The sequence below is a fragment of the Streptomyces sp. SID3212 genome, assembly GCF_009865405.1.
GTDB lineage: Bacteria > Actinomycetota > Actinomycetes > Streptomycetales > Streptomycetaceae > Streptomyces.
This window is the reverse complement of the sequence record NZ_WWJY01000275.1, coordinates 1-16,003: the sequence shown is the minus strand read 5'-3', so window position 1 is coordinate 16,003 and position 16,003 is coordinate 1. Positions and strand designations below refer to the sequence as shown.

General features: G+C 71.9%; 14 protein-coding genes. 10 read left to right on the top strand and 4 right to left on the bottom strand.

The genetic code is table 11. The features are described from left to right. Positions 1-43: 43 nt before the first annotated feature. Positions 44-940, bottom strand: a complete 897-nt coding sequence (locus GT042_RS08640; RefSeq protein ID WP_161308120.1) for a MerR family transcriptional regulator — start codon at positions 938-940, stop codon at positions 44-46. Positions 941-1,082: 142 nt separating this feature from the next. Between GT042_RS08640 and GT042_RS08635 the strand changes: the two genes are divergently transcribed. After that, positions 1,083-1,517, top strand: coding sequence for a nuclear transport factor 2 family protein (locus tag GT042_RS08635; protein WP_161308119.1), 435 nt, complete (start codon positions 1,083-1,085; stop codon positions 1,515-1,517). A 75-nt stretch (positions 1,518-1,592) separates the two neighbouring features. On the opposite strand, the gene GT042_RS08630 is transcribed toward GT042_RS08635, so the two are convergent. Further along, on the bottom strand, positions 1,593-2,213 hold the full coding sequence (locus GT042_RS08630) for a CAP family protein (protein ID WP_161308118.1): 621 nt from the start codon (positions 2,211-2,213) through the stop codon (positions 1,593-1,595). A gap of 208 nt (positions 2,214-2,421) precedes the next feature. Here GT042_RS08630 and murF point away from each other — a divergent pair, with 208 nt between their 5' ends. Beyond that, positions 2,422-3,813 (top strand): UDP-N-acetylmuramoyl-tripeptide--D-alanyl-D-alanine ligase, encoded by a 1,392-nt coding sequence (murF, locus tag GT042_RS08625; protein WP_161308117.1) that lies wholly within the window; start codon positions 2,422-2,424, stop codon positions 3,811-3,813. Positions 3,814-3,862: 49 nt separating this feature from the next. On the opposite strand, the gene GT042_RS08620 is transcribed toward murF, so the two are convergent. After that, the gene (locus GT042_RS08620) at positions 3,863-5,074 is read right to left on the bottom strand and encodes an acyltransferase (protein ID WP_161308116.1); all 1,212 of its coding nucleotides are present in this window, start codon (positions 5,072-5,074) and stop codon (positions 3,863-3,865) included. A gap of 432 nt (positions 5,075-5,506) precedes the next feature. Between GT042_RS08620 and GT042_RS08615 the strand changes: the two genes are divergently transcribed. The 3 genes from GT042_RS08615 (at position 5,507) to GT042_RS08605 (ending at position 7,841) form a co-directional block, all read left to right on the top strand. Further along, complete coding sequence (locus GT042_RS08615; protein ID WP_161308115.1) at positions 5,507-5,845, top strand: YciI family protein; 339 nt, start codon at positions 5,507-5,509, stop codon at positions 5,843-5,845. A 113-nt stretch (positions 5,846-5,958) separates the two neighbouring features. Then, on the top strand, positions 5,959-6,309 hold the full coding sequence (locus tag GT042_RS08610) for a DUF2255 family protein (protein WP_161308114.1): 351 nt from the start codon (positions 5,959-5,961) through the stop codon (positions 6,307-6,309). A gap of 332 nt (positions 6,310-6,641) precedes the next feature. Next, positions 6,642-7,841 (top strand): hypothetical protein, encoded by a 1,200-nt coding sequence (locus GT042_RS08605; RefSeq protein WP_161308113.1) that lies wholly within the window; start codon positions 6,642-6,644, stop codon positions 7,839-7,841. 33 nt (positions 7,842-7,874) lie between these two features. Here GT042_RS08605 and GT042_RS08600 read toward each other — a convergent pair whose 3' ends face one another. After that, positions 7,875-8,885, bottom strand: coding sequence for an aldo/keto reductase (locus GT042_RS08600; RefSeq protein ID WP_161308112.1), 1,011 nt, complete (start codon positions 8,883-8,885; stop codon positions 7,875-7,877). 159 nt (positions 8,886-9,044) lie between these two features. Here GT042_RS08600 and GT042_RS08595 point away from each other — a divergent pair, with 159 nt between their 5' ends. The 5 genes from GT042_RS08595 (at position 9,045) to GT042_RS08575 (ending at position 15,878) form a co-directional block, all read left to right on the top strand. Next, the gene (locus GT042_RS08595; protein WP_161308111.1) at positions 9,045-9,923 is read left to right on the top strand and encodes a helix-turn-helix transcriptional regulator; all 879 of its coding nucleotides are present in this window, start codon (positions 9,045-9,047) and stop codon (positions 9,921-9,923) included. A gap of 119 nt (positions 9,924-10,042) precedes the next feature. Next, complete coding sequence (locus tag GT042_RS08590; RefSeq protein ID WP_161308110.1) at positions 10,043-10,525, top strand: MerR family transcriptional regulator; 483 nt, start codon at positions 10,043-10,045, stop codon at positions 10,523-10,525. Next, a complete protein-coding gene (gene trxA, locus GT042_RS08585) occupies positions 10,522-10,854 on the top strand; it encodes a thioredoxin (RefSeq protein ID WP_161308109.1) in 333 nt (110 codons plus the stop codon). Before GT042_RS08590 ends, trxA begins: the two co-directional genes overlap by 4 nt. Before the next feature lie 180 nt (positions 10,855-11,034). Continuing rightward, positions 11,035-13,374 (top strand): ATP-binding domain-containing protein, encoded by a 2,340-nt coding sequence (locus tag GT042_RS08580; protein WP_161308108.1) that lies wholly within the window; start codon positions 11,035-11,037, stop codon positions 13,372-13,374. A 380-nt stretch (positions 13,375-13,754) separates the two neighbouring features. After that, the gene (locus tag GT042_RS08575; RefSeq protein WP_161308107.1) at positions 13,755-15,878 is read left to right on the top strand and encodes a SpoIIE family protein phosphatase; all 2,124 of its coding nucleotides are present in this window, start codon (positions 13,755-13,757) and stop codon (positions 15,876-15,878) included. Positions 15,879-16,003: the final 125 nt, after the last annotated feature.

Below are 16,003 nucleotides of genomic sequence, written 5' to 3'. Positions count from 1 at the left end.
CCCCCCCCCCCCCCGGGGCTGCGGTGAGCGCGCGATCGGGCGATCAGGCTCCCGTTCCGTGGCCGACATCGGCGTCTGTGTCGGTTGCGGTGTCAGCGTCGGAGTTGTCGTTGTCGGCGGCGTCGTCCGCGTCCGCGCGGAAGACGGGCCAGCCGATCTCCGTGACCCACCGCGAGGCGTCGGGCGTGTCGCGTGCGTCGCGCAGGTAGTACTCGCGAAGCGGGCCGGCGACGCCGATCTCGTGCCGGGCTGTGTAGGCGCCCAGTTCGCCGTAAGCGAGGTCGGCGTCGGCCAGCGGGCCGTGGTGGGTGGTGACCGCCAGCTCGGCGGCCGGAACGACAAGGGCCTCGACCCGGCCGATGGGGCGTACGTGCCCGGCCACCGGGACGAAGACCGTGGCCGGGCCACGGTCGTCCTGGAAGATCCCGCCGGCGTACAGACCGCCGCCGGGACCGGTCGGGTCCAGGTCCTGGGCCTGGACCGCGGCGTGCAGTTCCCCCCGCGCCCCCTGCCACCACGCCGGCAGGTCGGCGCGGTCCACTTCGGCCGTGATGCCGATGGCCGGGCAGGCCGGGATCGTACGGTGCTCGACGGGGGCCGCCGCCGGGCGGCGCAGCAGGTCGCGCAGGGAGTCGACCGCGGAGCGGGTCCTGGCCAGTTCCGATTCCAGGCGGTCCAGGTGGGCGGCGATCAGCGCGCCGCGCGTGCGCGCGTCCGGGGTGGCGAGGACGGCTTTGACGTCCGTGATCGGCATGTCCAGGTCGCGGAGCCGGCGGATGACCTGGGCGGTGGGGATCTGGTCGGGCGTGTAGTAGCGGTAGCCGGTGCCGGGGTCGACCTCGGCGGGGCGCAGGAGGCCGACCTGGTGGTAGTGCCGCAGCGTCTTGACGCTCAGGTGGGTGGCCTTGGAGAAGTCCCCGACCATCAGTGCGTGCCTCATGCGGCCAGTATCGACTCTCCCCCTGCCGGAGGGTCCACGTGCGCGCCGGGTGTTGACCCTCCCGCAGGGGGAGCGCCGAGGGTGGTGATCAGGCCCACCGGAGCGGTGGCGCACACACCCTGTCCCAGGGAGGTTCGCTCTCATGTCCGACACCACACAGAGCCCGACCACACAGAGCCCGACCACACAGTTCCCGACCACACAGTTCCCGACCACACTGACCCCGACCACACTGATCCCGGTCCTGGCGGAGCACGTACATGCCGTCAACGCCTTCGACGTGGACGCCATCGTGGCCACCTTCGCCGAGGACGCCTTCGTCAACGACGCGCGCCGCGAGTTCCGCGGCGCCGCCGCGATCCGCCGCTGGGTGACCGAGGAGATCGTCGGCGACAAGGTCACCCTGGAGGTGACCGAGGTCGTGGACCACTACGGAGACCAGATCGTGCGGGCCCGTTACGACGGCGAGTACGACAAGACCAACCTGCGAGGAGACCTGATCATGACCAATTACTTCACCGTGTGTGACGGCAAGATCACTTCGCAGATCGTCATCCGCAACGAGCCTGCCCACTGAGCCGTGCACGGACGCTGCCGGGGCCTCCGGGGCCTCCGGGGCCTCTGGGGCCTCTGGGGCCTCTGGGGCCCTGTCCTAGCGGACCCTGTCCCGTACGTTCTCGCGGAACCGGCCCTCCACGTTCCCCGGCGGGCTGAACGTGACCACGACGTAGTTCTCGAACCACTCCTCGCCCCGGCCGGTCGCCCTGGCGGCGCCGATCCTCTTCGATCCGCGCCAGACCAACTGGGTGAAGTGGCCGGTGGCGCGGCTGAATTCGCCGGCCCGGAAGTCGTACGAGGCGACCTCGTCGTACCACGCCTTCACGGCGGTGGGTCCGGGCAGGTGGTCCGGCTCGGCGGTGCCGGTCCAGTACAGGTTCTCGCCGTATTCCCGGTCCAGGCCCCGGTGGCCCTCGCGCAGCCGTTCGTGCGAAGAGACCTCCCGCGCGCGGGACTTGGCGTACCGGTTCAGCTTCCGGTCCAGCCGTACCGGCCGCGCGCCGTGTCTCGCGCGGTAGGTGTTGACCGCCTTCACCACCTGCTGGAGGAACGCCCGGTCGGTGGTGTCGGGGAGCGGCGGGCGGGACTGCGCCGACGGGGCGGAGGGGGCCGCGTGGACCGGGTGGGCGGCCCTGCTCGGTGGGGTGGCGCCCGCCGTCACACCGACCAGGGCGGCCGTCGCGAGCAGGAGACCGATTTTCTTCCGTTTCAGCACGGTTCATCTATGGCCAGCCAACTCGCCCGTGAATCAACAGATTTGGCCAAGAACGGGGTCGGTAACCGGCCGCCGTCGCCGGCTCGACTTTCCTGGTGCTCTGGCAGGTCTCCGCAGCTCCCGGCCGTGGGGGCGTTACGGTCGCAGGGCCGGACCGGTCGGCCGGTGGCCGTGCCGGGCACCCCCTGCTGATGCGGAGATTCGTGTCGTGATCCCCCTTTCCCTGGAAGCCGTCGCGGCGGCCGTCGGCGGCCGTCTGTACGACGTACCGGACCCGTCCGTGCTGATGAGCGCGCCCGCGGTCGTGGACTCGCGCGCGGTCGAGCCCGGTGGGCTGTTCGCGGCGCTGCCCGGTGAGCACGCCGACGGTCACGCCTTCGCGGCGAACGCGGTGGAGGCCGGTGCGGTGGCGGTCCTGGCCACCCGTCCCGTCGGTGTGCCGGCCGTGGTCGTGGACGACGTGCTGGACGCGCTCGCCGCGCTGGCCCGTACCGTACTGGCGGCCGTACCGGAGGCGACCGTCATCGGGCTGACCGGCTCGGCGGGCAAGACCAGCACCAAGGATCTGCTGGCGCAGGTGCTGCCCGAGATCGGCCCGACGATCGCGACGGTGAAGTCGTTCAACGGTGAGATCGGGATGCCGCTGACGGTGACCCACGTGGACCGGACCGTGCGGTACGTCGTGCTGGAGATGGGCGCGCGGGGCGTCGGCCACATCGCTCATCTGACCCGTATCGCCCCGCCTGCCGTCGGCCTGGTGCTCAACGTGGGGACGGCGCATGTCGGGGAGTTCGGCGGGCGGGAGCAGATCGCCCGGGCCAAGGGGGAGTTGGTGGAGGCGCTGCCGGAGGACGGGCTGGCGGTCCTGAACGCCGACGACGCCCTGGTCGCCGCGATGGCGTCCCGCACCCGCACCCGTGTGCTGACCTTCGGCGTCGAGAAGGAGGCGGACGTACGGGCGCTGGACGTCGCCGTCGACAGCTCGGGCCGCCCGTCGTTCACCCTGGCCGCCGAGGGCGCCCGGGCGCGGGTCGACCTGTCCCTGCACGGCGCGCACCACGTGTCGAACGCGCTGGCCGCGGCGGCGGTCGCGATCGGGCTGGGGGTGGGCGTGGAGAAGGCGGCGGGGGCGCTGTCCCGCGCGGTCCTGGTGGCCTCGGGGCGCATGGAGGTCACCGACCGGCCGGACGGCGTACGGATCATCAACGACGCCTTCAACGCGAACCCGGACTCGATGAGGGCGGCGTTCACGGCACTCGTGGCCATGGCCCGCGACGGCCGCCGTACGGTCGCGATTCTGGGCGAGATGAAGGAACTGGGCCCCGACGGCGCCGAGGAACATTGGGGCGTCGGCCGCCTGGTCGCGGCGGCGGGCATCGACGTACTGATCGCGGTAGGCACCGACGACGCCCGGACACTGGCCACCGCCGCGCAGGAGGACAACCCACGGTTGAAGGTGGCACACGCGGACGACCGCGACGAGGCGCTGACGCTGGCCCACGACCTGATCCGCCCGGGAGACATCGTCCTGGTGAAGGGCTCCCACAGCGTCGAACTGGAACACACGGCAGGGAACTTGGCGGTCGCGGACACGCCCTAGGACGTGTGTCGCACAAGTGGGGGCTGCGACCGGCCCCTTCGATACGCCCCTAGGACCGTATCCCGAACAGGAAGCGGGTCGCCCGCGTGCGGCGTACCAGCAGTTCGTACGCGGTGAGGGTGAGGACGAGAGAGATCACCACGAGCACGGCGTACTCGACCAGGATCGGCGCGGACCAGCCGATCACGAAGTACGCGACGGCGACGACGATCGGCTGGTGCAGGACGTACAGCGGCAGCACGGCCGCAGCGAGGTAGCCGTAGAGGAGGCGCCGACGCGTCGTCGGGGTCGGGTCCGGCGACGCACGCGGTCGCTCGGGCCGCCGACGGTCGAGGAGGCCGGGGATGGCGACCACCAGGCACCACCCGGCCGCACCGAACAGCGCGCGTGAGGCGGTGGCCAGGGCGGTCATCTCCGTGAAGGGCTCGTCGGCCAGGGCGAAGCCCGGCCCGGCTGCCGCGAACAGCAGGGCGCCGAGCCAGGCCGCGGTCCCGGCGTCGCGCCGCATCACGGCGCGGAAGCGGTCGTCGGCGGCGAGCGCGAAGCCGGCGACGAAGAACAGCAGGTACGACCAGCGGTGCCAGCCCGCGTAGTCCTCCTCCAGCCGGGCGAAGGCACAGATCGCCGCGAAGGCGAGGGCCGGCAGGAGCACGACGCCCCGTCGGCGCACGGCCGCCTCCGCCACCCGGTCACCGACGCGGCGGACGCGCTCGCGCGGCAACCACCGGTGGAACGGCACCAGCATGAGGGAGAACGTCAGGAGGAGCACGACGAACCAGAGATGGCCGGTCTCGAAGTGCTCGCCCTGGACGAGGAAGGGGAACTCTCCGGGCTCCAGGCGCACGTCGTAGAAGCGGGGCAGGAAGTCGACGTACGACTCGTGGTGGCCGGCGTCGGCCGAGCGCAGCCGCAGCCACTGCGGCAGCGGGTTCAGCGCGAGGGTCGCGAAGACCAGCGGAACACCGAGCCGCAGCAGCCGCTCTCCGGCGAATCCGCCCGCGCCGCGGCGCCGGAGCGAGTGCCAGGCGCCGAGACCGGAGATGAGGAACAGCAGCGGCATGGCCCAGACGACCCCGAAGCCGGCGATGATCATGACGGCTTCGGTGGTCTCGGCGTTCTTGACGTAGAAGTCGTCGTCGGCGGCGAAAACGAGCGCGGAGTGGAAGAAGACCAGCCCGACCACGACCAGCATCCGAACCACATCCAACTCCGGCCGCCGCTCCGGCACAGGTGCCCGCGCGGGTTCTGCGCGTGTCGCCATGTCCGTTCCCCCCCAAGTCGCCTCTAGGTCACCAGTGTTGGAAAGGCGACGGCCCGGCGCCACCCCCGTACCGGACTCGGCTCACCTCGAACCACCGAGGACGGACGACCCGGCTGCACCCCAGGCCGGGGCGGCCCGGCGTACACGACAGCCTCGCCGGTGGGTCGATGCTGTGGCCGGAGGGCGAACCGTGGCCGGTCTGCCACGAACCCCACCCGCGCGAGACCGAGGGGTACGCGCCCGGACGAGATCCGCAGCGCCTCCGCTTCGGCCGGGACGCGGACCTGAACGTATTCACTTGTCCGGCCGACCCCGGTCATCAACCCGGATGGGTGCTTACCTGACGGATGCCTTCTTGAGGACGCGGCGGTGTGTTCGTCGTAGGGTGATCGGCGGCTGATGGAGTCCAACTACCTAGGGAGCCACGCGCGTATGACGCGGTACCTGATCTCGTTCGACGACGGCACGATGATCTTCCCCGAGGAGGACCTGCCCGAAGTGTCCGACGCCTCGCACGCGGTGGTGCGGCAGGCGCAGGAGGCCGGTGTGTGGGTCTTCGGCGGGGGACTGCTCACGCAGCGGGCGAGCGTCGTGGCCACGGACGGGACCGTCACCGACGGCCCGTACCCGGAGACCAAGGCGGTGCTCGGCGGGTTCTCGGTCATCGACGTGCCCACGCGCGAGGACGCGCTGGAGTGGGCCGCCAAGATCGCCGCCTCGTGCCGGTGTGCGCAGGAGGTACGGGAGATCATGGACGACCCGGACGCCTGACCCGACCGACCTGACGAACCTGACCGACCGTTTGCGCCAACGCCACGCTCACGAGAGAGGGAATGGGGAAGGCGCGCCCGGCCGCCCACGAGGATGCGGCCATGACTTCCGCAATGGATTACCTCGCAAACGCCGACGTTGTCCGCATCGCCACCGAGCGGAGCGACGGAGGAGAGGTCGTGACCCCGATCTGGTCGGTCGTCGTCGACGACACGGCCTACGTCCGCAGCGCCTACGGCCCTGAGTCGAACTGGTACCGCCGGGTCAGCCGCAGCGGCCGGGCGAAGTTCGTGGACGGCTCCCAGCGCTACCCGGTGACGGTCGAGCGCGTCAACGACGATGCGGTCAACGCGGACGTGGACGGCGCGTACAGGACGAAGTACGCGGCGAGCCCCTCGCTCCCGGATCTCCTCAACCCCGACGTCCGCGGCCTGACCCTGCGCGTGATCCCACAAGAAGCCTGAGCGAAACGCCTCGGCATGTCCGCCGGTGCCTGCCGGCCCGGTCTCCTGTTCGTCCGGCGGTCGCGGACGAACCGTCGCGGACGAACAGGAGACCGCACGCTCCCCATGGCCCGTCACCGCACGTACGTAGAGCGCCTGAGTCCCCGACGGAAACCTTGCCCGTGAGCCCCTCCGCGTGCGTACTCTCAGGACCAGGCGAACCCCAACACGGGTTGGCCACAAGGGGGATGCATGCGCAACACGGCCGTGGAGCGCCTCCGGCGCCGGGCATCAGGTGACCACACGCACACAGGGGAGGGGCACGCCGCGATCGGGCGCCCCGCCCCGGCCGCATGACCGGCGTGGCCGGTTCGGTCTTCCCCACCTTCTGTCACATCAGTGAGTACGGGGAGCCGGGGTACCGGAGCCTGCACAGCCTGCTCGCGCTCAGCCAGCCCCTCAATCTGTGGGCCCCGTCCAGCGTCCTGATCCGTCACGCGAGCCAGATACCGGCCCGGCACTTCGTCCGTTACGTCGAGCAGGGGCTCATCCGTGTCCAGGCCCGCGAACCCTGGCTCACCGACCGCGCGCACCGCGACCGGCACCCGTGGGAGGCCGCTCGCTGGGACGACGAGATCGATGCGGCCCTGCTGTCCATCCTCCGCAGCGACGAAGGACTGCCGGAAAGCGAGCGCAGGGTGCTCGCGGCGCCACCCGAACGCGGTGCGGAGCTGGCGGCGGAGCGACTGGCGCTCGATCCGGGACAGGTCGCGTACTGGTACGGCGCGTACCAGGGCGCGGGCGCCGCCCGCCGTATCCCCGAAGGAACACGCGAAGCCGCCGGACTGCACACCGACGGCGCGCCTTTCGAGGTGGCCAGGCTGATCCTCCGTGACGCCTACAACCACGGCGCCGCCTTCGAACTCTCGGGCGCCAGGGCTCCGCTGTTGCTCAGCCGGGCAGACCGGCGTTTCGTCCGGCTGATCACCCGGGCCGGGACAGCCGACGGCGCCTCCGTGCCGGCACCCACCGCCCCCTCCGAGGTTCTGGCCGCGGAACTGGCGGTGCAACTGCTCGACGTTCTGCGCCTCCTCGACGTCCAGGCCGGCCCCCGCGACCTCGATACGTTCCTCCGCGGCCAGGGCCGCCAGGAACTCGTCCGGTGGATCGGTGAGATGTGCGAGCGCTACCGGCACCACCCCCGGCGTGAACTCGACGGTCTGATCATCCGCGAACTGCGCCGCGTGGTGGGCACCGCACGTTTCAGCGACCCGCTCGGGGAACTGCGCGAGCGGCCTGTGGCAACGGCTGTCGGCAGCATCGCGCTGGCGGCGGGCGCGGTGGACTTCGTACTGGCGCCCGGGAACGCGTTGGGTATCGCGGGGATGGCGGCCGGGGCGTACCAACTGGGCTCAGGTCTGGCCCGGCAGATGGGCTGGGCACCGAGCGCGTTCGAAGGACCGCAGTGGCCCTTCCTGTACGCCTACTCGTCCAAGGCGAAGAGGTCCCGACTGGCGAAGATGGTCTACGCCCTCAGCAGGCACCCTGGCTGACCCGGCCGCCCGCCCGATCGGCCCCCCGGCCTGTCAGAAGCGCCGCAGGCGCTTGTCGGCCAGGGCCGGGGGTGTGTAGTAGATGTCGTCCTGGTTGACGTTCGTGCCCGGAGGGACGATTTCGTCGATGCGGTCCAGGATGTCGGGGGTCAGTTCGGTCTCCGCGCCTGCCAGGAGGTCGTCCAGGTGGTCGGGGCGGCGGGGGCCGATGAGGACCGACGTGACCGCCGGGTGGGAGCGTACGAATGCCGTGGCCAGGTGGGACAGGGGCATGCCCGCCTCCACCGCCAGTTCTGTCAGTCGTCGGACCGCCTCCGCCTTTGCCTTGTTGGCCGGGACGGAGAGGTCGAAGGTTCTTGGGCCCAGTGCCGCGCGGGCGCCCTTCGACGGGTCCGCGCGGCCCGAGAGCCAGCCGGAGCTGAGCGGTCCGTAGGTCAGGACGCCCATGCCGTACCGCTGGGTGGTGGGCAGGACGGCGGCCTCGATGCCGCGCAGCAGGATCGAGTACGGGGGCTGTTCCGTACGGAAACGGTGGTGGCCGCGCCGTTCCGCCGTCCACCGCGCCTCCACGATCAGCTCGGCGGGCGTGCACGACGAGCCGATGGCCCGGACCTTGCCCGAGCGGACCAGGTCGGAGAGGGCGGCGAGTGTCTCGTCGATGTCCGTGTGGGGGTCGGGGCGATGCATCTGGTACAGGTCGATGTGGTCGGTGCCCAGCCGCCGCAGGCTGTTCTCCACCGCTTGTACGATCCAACGGCGCGAGCCGCCCCGGCGGTTGAGGTCGTCGCCCGCCGGCCAGCCGAACTTCGTCGCGAGGACGACCTCGTCACGCCGGCCCTTGAGCGCCTTGCCGACGATGTCCTCCGACTCGCCCTCGCTGTAGACGTCGGCGGTGTCCACGAAGTTCACCCCGGCGTCCAGGGCGCGGTGGATCATCCGTACCGACTCGTCGTGGTCGCTGTTGCCCATCGCGCCGAACATCATCGTGCCGAGCGCGACCTCGCTGACCGACATGCCCGTACCGCCCAGAATCCTGCGCTTCATCGCTCGGTCCTCGATCCTTCCGTCCGGGGTGGCTCGGCTTCCACACAACCATCTGCGCGTTCGGTTCGCAGGGGTGGTGGGGAGCCCCCCTCCACCGGGGGTCCGGTGGTACCCCTCTCGCGTGGCGCGCCGCCGCCCGCCCCGTCCTACGCTGGACGGATGAGCGACATCGCGTCCTCCGGCGGGGGCAACACCGAGCTGCGGGAGTTCCTGCGCTCGCGCCGCGCGCGCGTCACCCCCGAGGACGCCGGGCTGCCCCCGCACACCGGCGCGCGCCGGGTCCCGGGGCTGCGGCGCGAGGAGGTCGCCCAGCTGGCGGGGGTGAGTGTGGACTATTACGTACGGCTGGAGCGGGGGCGCGGCAGCAACGTCTCGGAGAGCGTGCTGGACGCCGTCGCGCGCGCCCTGCGGCTGGACGACACCGAGCGCGGTCACCTCTTCGCCCTGGCCAGGCCCACCCGTAAACAGGGCCGTCCGCTGCCGCCCCAGCGCGTACGGCCCGGGATGTACCGGATCCTGGACACGCTGACCGACACCCCGGCGCTGGTGCTGGGCCGCCGTCTGGACGTCCTGGCGTCGAACCCGATGGCGCGGGCGTTCTACACCGACTTCGAGGCGCTGCCGCAGCGGGAGCGGAACATGGCCCGCTTCCTCTTCCTGGACGAGGCGGCCCGCGACCTGTACGCGGACTGGGCCGCGTCCGCGCGCGGTACGGTCGCCGCCCTGCACCTCTACGCGGGGCGCCATCCGCACGACCCCCGGCTGGCCGAGCTGATCGGCGACCTGTCGCTGGGGGACCAGGACTTCCGCCGCTGGTGGGCCGACCATGACGTGCTGCGCCGTACGTACGGGAGCAAGCGGTACCACCATCCGCTGGTCGGCGAGCTGACGCTCGACTACGAGGCGCTCAACCCGACCGGTGACCCGGACCAGACCCTCGGCATCCACACCGCCGAGCCGGGCAGTCCCTCGGCCCATGCGCTGAGCCTGCTGGCGAGCTGGACGCGGGAGCCGGCCGCCGGGCACTCCTTGCCCTGACCGTTGTCCTGACCGTTGTCCTGACCCGTGTGTTGACCCGTGCCCCGTGCCCCTCGACCCTTGACCCGTGCCTCGTGACCCTTGCCTTGACGCCGACGTCAACGCTTACCTTCGACACCATGCGCATCGGCGAGCTGGCGGAACGGGCAGGCACCACCACCCGGGCCCTGCGGTACTACGAATCACGCGGACTGCTGCCCGCCCGGCGGGCGGTGAACGGCTATCGCACGTACGACGAGGACGACCTGCGGCTTCTCCAGCAGATCAGGACCCTTCAGGACTTCGGGTTCGACCTGGAGGAGACCCGGCCGTTCGTGGAGTGCCTGCGCGCCGGGCACCCGGCCGGGGACGCCTGTCCCGCCTCGCTCGACGTCTACCGCCGCAAGCTCACCGAGCTGGACGAGCTGATCGGGCAGCTCCGATCGGTCCGCGCGCAGGTCGGGGCGCAGCTGGCGCAGGCCGAGGCGGAACTGCCGGGAGGTCCGGAACTGCCGGGCGGTCCGGAACTGCTCGGCGGTCCGGAACCGCTCTGCGACCTGACGGACGCGCTTGCCCAGGGAATTCATCGAACTCATCGCACTCACGGAGGTACGAACGCATGATCACGATCGACGGAGTCGACGCCGTCACGGACGCGGACTTCGACACGGTGGTAATAGGGGCCGAACTGCCGGTCCTGGTGGAATTCACCGCCGACTGGTGCCCGCCGTGCCGGCAGCTCGCGCCCGTCCTGAGCGCCGTCGCCGCCGAGGAGGCCGGCCGCCTCAGGATCGTCCAGCTCGACGTGGACACCAACCCGGAGATCACGACGCGGTACGGCGTGCTCGCCATGCCGACACTCCTGCTGTTCCGCGACGGGGAGCCGGTGAAGTCGATGGTCGGCGCCCGGCCGAAGCGCCGCCTGCTGGAGGAACTGGCCGACGTGCTCTGACGCCTCTCAGGGCGCCCCCGAAGCCTTTCCGTCCGCCCCCGATCCCATTCGCGCGCATCAAAAAAGCCCCCACCGAATTGACGGTCGGGGCTTGCGTTCGCGTATATTGGTTGTTTCATGTCTTGAGCGCGATCTGTGGTCGATCTGTAGTTGATCTGCGTTAAAGACATGTCTCAAGTAATGGGTGCAGCATATTGGACAGGGGCTCAATTGTCAACCGAGGAATTGCAGAACGAACAGCAATTCGTCACTCTCCTCTACGAGCGACTCGACGCCCTGAGGGAGCAGGCCGAGGACGCGGTGGAGGCCACCGCCGGACAGGTCGGCACCGGCCGGCAGGCGAGGGTCGAGCGTGACATCACCGTGGCCGAGCAGTCCGGCCGCGTCTCCTCCCTGAACGCCGTCGAGTCCGGCCTGTGTTTCGGCCGGATCGACCTCGCCGACCACACGACCCACCACATCGGGCGCATCGGCATACGCCGCGACGACGAGGAACGCACCCCCCTGCTGGTCGACTGGCGCGCCCCCGTCGCCCGCCCCTTCTACCTCGCCACCGGCTTCGAGCCCATGGGCCTGCGGCGCCGCCGCCACCTGACCACCCGGGACCGCCGGGTCACCGCCCTGCACGACGAGATCATGGATCTCACCGACACCCGCCGGACGGGGTACGAGGACGCGGACGCCGACGCCGTCCTGCTCTCCGCGCTCAACTCCGCGCGTACGGGCCGGATGGCCGACATCGTCCAGACCATCCAGGCCGAGCAGGACCGCGTCATCCGCGCCCCGTACCGGGGTGTGCTGGTGGTCGAGGGCGGGCCCGGCACCGGAAAGACGGCGGTCGCGCTGCACCGGGCCGCGTACCTGCTCTACGCCTACCGCGAGCAGCTGGCCCGCCGTGCCGTGCTGATCGTCGGGCCGAACCCGGCCTTCCTCGGCTACATCGGCGAGGTGCTGCCCTCGCTCGGTGAGACGGGCGTGCTGCTGGCGACGACCGGGGAACTGTTCCCCGGCGTACGGGCCGCCGGGACGGACACCCCGGCGGCGGCCGAGGTCAAGGGCCGCCTCGGGATGGCGAAGGTACTGGCCGAGGAGATCGCCGACCGGCAGTCGCTGCCCCAGCCGAGCATCGAGATCGCGCACGAGGACCACGGCACGCTCGTCCTGGACCGCGAGACGGCGGCCGAGGCCAGACAGCGGGCCCGCGAGACCGGCCTGCCGCACAACCTGGCCCGGCCGACCTTCGCCTTCCGGGTCATCGACGCGCTCACCGGGCAACTCGCGGAGCGCATCGGCGCGGATCCGGAGGGCGGGCCCAACCTGCTGTCCCCGGAGGACGTGGCGCAGCTCGGCAAGGAGGTCGCCACCAGCCGGGAGGTGCAGGCGGCGATCGAGTCCCTGTGGCCGGCCCTGACCCCGCAGCAGCTGGTCGCCGACTTCCTGGCCGCGCCCTGGCGGCTGGACGCGCGCGACGCGGCGGCCGTACGCCGCCCCGGCATCAGGACCGGGGCGGACGCGCCGATCGACTGGACCCCGGCGGACGTGCCGCTGCTGGACGAGGCGGCGGAGCTGCTCGGCGAGGACGACAGCGCCGCACGCGCCGCCGCCGCGCTGGAACGGCAGGAGCAGATCGCCTACGCGCAGGGCGTGTTGGAGCTGTCGTACGGCTCCCGTACGCAGGAGTTCGAGGACGAGGACGAGTCGGAGGTGCTGGCGGCCCACGACATCATCGACGCGGAACGGTTCGCGGACCGGCACGAGGAGGCGGACACCCGCAGCGCCGCGGAGCGCGCGGCGGCCGACCGGACGTGGGCGTTCGGGCACATCGTCGTGGACGAGGCGCAGGAACTGTCCGCGATGGCCTGGCGGTTGCTGATGCGCCGCTGCCCGAGCCGGTCCATGACGCTGGTCGGCGACCCGGCGCAGACCGGGGACGCGGCGGGCTGCGACTCGTGGCAGCAGATCCTCCAGCCGTACGTCGGCACGCGCTGGGAGCTGTCCCGGCTGGGGGTCAACTACCGTACGCCCGCCGAGATCATGGAGGTCGCGGCGGAGGTGCGTCGGCTCGCGGACCCGCTCTTCGAGCCGCCGAGGTCCGTACGGTCGACGGGTACGGCCCCGCTCGTACGGGCGGTCGCACCGGCCCGGATGGCGCGTACGGCGGCCGAGTTGGCGGCGGAGCACCCCGGCGAGGGGCGCCTCGCGGTGATCGCGCCGCCCGCGCTCGTCCCGGCCCTCGGGGCCGAACTGCCCGACGCCTCCTGGGGAGTCGCGCCCGACCTGACCCGCCCGGTGGTCGTGCTCGACCCCCGCCAGGCGAAGGGGCTGGAGTTCGACACGGTGATCGTGGTCGACCCGGAGGCGATCCTGGACGGTTCGCCGCGCGGGACGAACGACCTGTACGTGGCGCTGACGCGGACGACGCAGCGGCTGGGGATCGTACGGAACGCGACGGTGCCGTCCCGGTTGAAGTCGACCAGCGTGTCCGGCACGAGCGGCGGGGAGGCGCCGGACACGCCCTAGAGCCTGTCGTCGCCCTCCCTGAGGGGCCCTGATGTCGCCCGCGGGGCCGCTTCACGGCGGGCGGGGATTCCTGGTGTCCCGGCTCCGGGCCGGAGACGTGCCGGGCCGGGGCCCGGGGTCGGCCTCCGGGCCGGAGGTGTGCCCGGCGGTCCCGGGGCGCGGCGGGAGCCGTCGGGCGGTTGCCGGGGACGGCTCGGGGAGCCCACTGCCCGGGATGTCGGCGTTCCCGGCGGGGACTAACATCCACATATGGGTGATATTCGATCTGGCGGGCCGGATCGGTCAGGTCGGTCAGGTCGGTCAAGTCGGTCAGGTCGGTCTGACCGGTCAGACATCCCCCTGGGGGATGCGGGCGGCGACGCGCCCACCGCTGGGGCGGCGTGAGCGTGGCGGAGGACGGCGCCTCGTTCACGGCGGAGATCGAACGAGCCCTGACGGACGTGGGACAGGCCACCGGGGCGCACATCGGGGTCGTGTACCTGCTGGAGCCCGGGGACCGGGTCGTCCGCATGGGCTTCGTGACCGGCGTGTCCCGGAGGGTCGCCGAGCCCTGGACCCAGGTGGCGCTCGCCTCGACGGTCCCGGTGGCCGAGGTGGTGCGCGAGGGGCGCCCGGTGTGGGTGCCCAGCCACACGGACATGGCGCGCCGCTTCCCCCGTACGGCCCTCGCCCTGCCCTACCACGTGGCCCTCGGGGTCGTACCCCTGTCGTCCGGCACCACCCGCTGGGGTGCGCTGCTCCAGATCTGGCCCGGTACGCACCCGCCCGAGCTGTCCGACCGGGAGACGCGCGCGCTCGACGAGGGCGCGGGCCGGATCAGCGACCTCCTGCTGCGAGCCGCGGAGGAGGGGCGTCCGGTACGGCCCACGGAGACGCGCGCGGTCGACCCGCCGCCGGCCCGGCACGCCGAACCCGGAGCCGAACTCACCGAGCGCTTCCCGGAAGGCGCCTGCGCCCTGGACCTCGAAGGCCGCATCACCTTCCTCACCCACACCGCAGTCGACCTGCTGGGCGTCACCCGTGACAGCCTGCTCGGGGCCCGGCCCTGGGAGGTGCTGCCCTGGCTGAACGACCCGGTGTACGAGAACGCGTACCTCGGCGCGCTGTTCAGCCGGCTGCCCGTGTCCTTCAGCGTCCTGCGGCCCCCCGACCGGTGGCTGGCCTTCCACCTCTACCCCGACGCCACCGGGGTCAGCGTCCGCGTCACGCCCGGGGTGGCGCCCGGCGACGGGCACGACCCGGTCCTGACGCCCGCGCCGGCCACTGCGGGGAACGCGCGCCCGGGGGCCCTCTTCCAGCTGCTGCACCTGTCGTCCGTCCTCACCGACGCCGTCGGGGTACGGGACGTGACGCAGACGGTCACCGACCAGATCATGCCGGTGATCAACGCCCAGGCGCTGGCGCTGGTCACCGCCGACGCGGGGCGGCTGTCGGTCATCGGCTTCCGCGGCTTCCGGAAGGAGATCGCGGTCGGCTTCGACGGCCTCTCCCTGACCGCGGACACGCCCGTCGTCCGGGCGGTCCTGAACGGCACGCCTCTCTTCTCGACGGACGGCGACGAACTCAGGCGTACGTCGCCGAACGTCCGACTGAGCCCGGAGAAAGCCTCGTTCGCCTACCTGCCGATGTTCGCCTCCGGGCGGACGATCGGCTGCTGCGTGCTCGGGTACGACCGGCCGCACGCCTTCCCGCCGGACGAGCGCACCGCCCTCATCTCCCTGGCCGGGGTGATCGCGCAGGCGTTGGAGCGGGCCCGGCTGTACGACTCCAAGAACCAGGTGGCCCTGGGCCTCCAGGCCGCGCTGCTGCCCCACGAACTGCCGAAGATCCCCGGGCTCCAGGTCGCGGCGCGCTACCTGCCGGCGACGCGGGGCCTGGACATCGGCGGTGACTTCTACGACCTGATCCGGCTGGACGACACGTCGGTCGCGGCGGTCATCGGGGACGTACAGGGCCACAACGTGAACGCGGCGGCGCTGATGGGGCAGGTCCGGACCGCCGTCCACACGCACGCGAGCGCGGGCGCGCCGCCGGACGAGGTGCTGGCGCGGACCAACCGCCTGCTGATCGACCTGCGGTCCACGCTCTTCACGAGCTGCCTGTACGCCCACCTCGACCTGCGGCACCACCGGGCGCGGCTGGCGACGGCCGGTCACCCGCCGCCGATCCTGCGCCATGCCGACGGCCGTACGGAGATCCTGGACGTCCCGACCGGGATCCTCCTGGGCATCGAGCCGGAGGCCGAATACCGCACGGTGGAGGTCCCGCTGCCGCCGGGGGCGGTGCTGGCCCTCTACACGGACGGCCTGGTGGAGGTCCCCGGCACCAGCCTGGACACGTCCATCGCAGCGCTGGCGGGGAGGCTGGGGCGGGCGGACACGGTGTCGCTGGACGCGCTGTCGGAGAGCTTGGTGCGGAGGGCGGGGCGGACGCGGCAATCGTTTCGGGGGAGTGACGATATTGCGTTGCTGCTGGTGAAGGTGGAGCGGCGTGGGGGTGGGTGACGGGGGCGTCTTACGGGGGTTGTCCTCAAACGCCGGACGGGCTTGATCGGGCGGGCGCGCGGGCTGCGGGCGCGGTGGCGTCGGCCTCCGGCCACGGGGTGTCCTCAAGCGCCGGACGGGCTGGG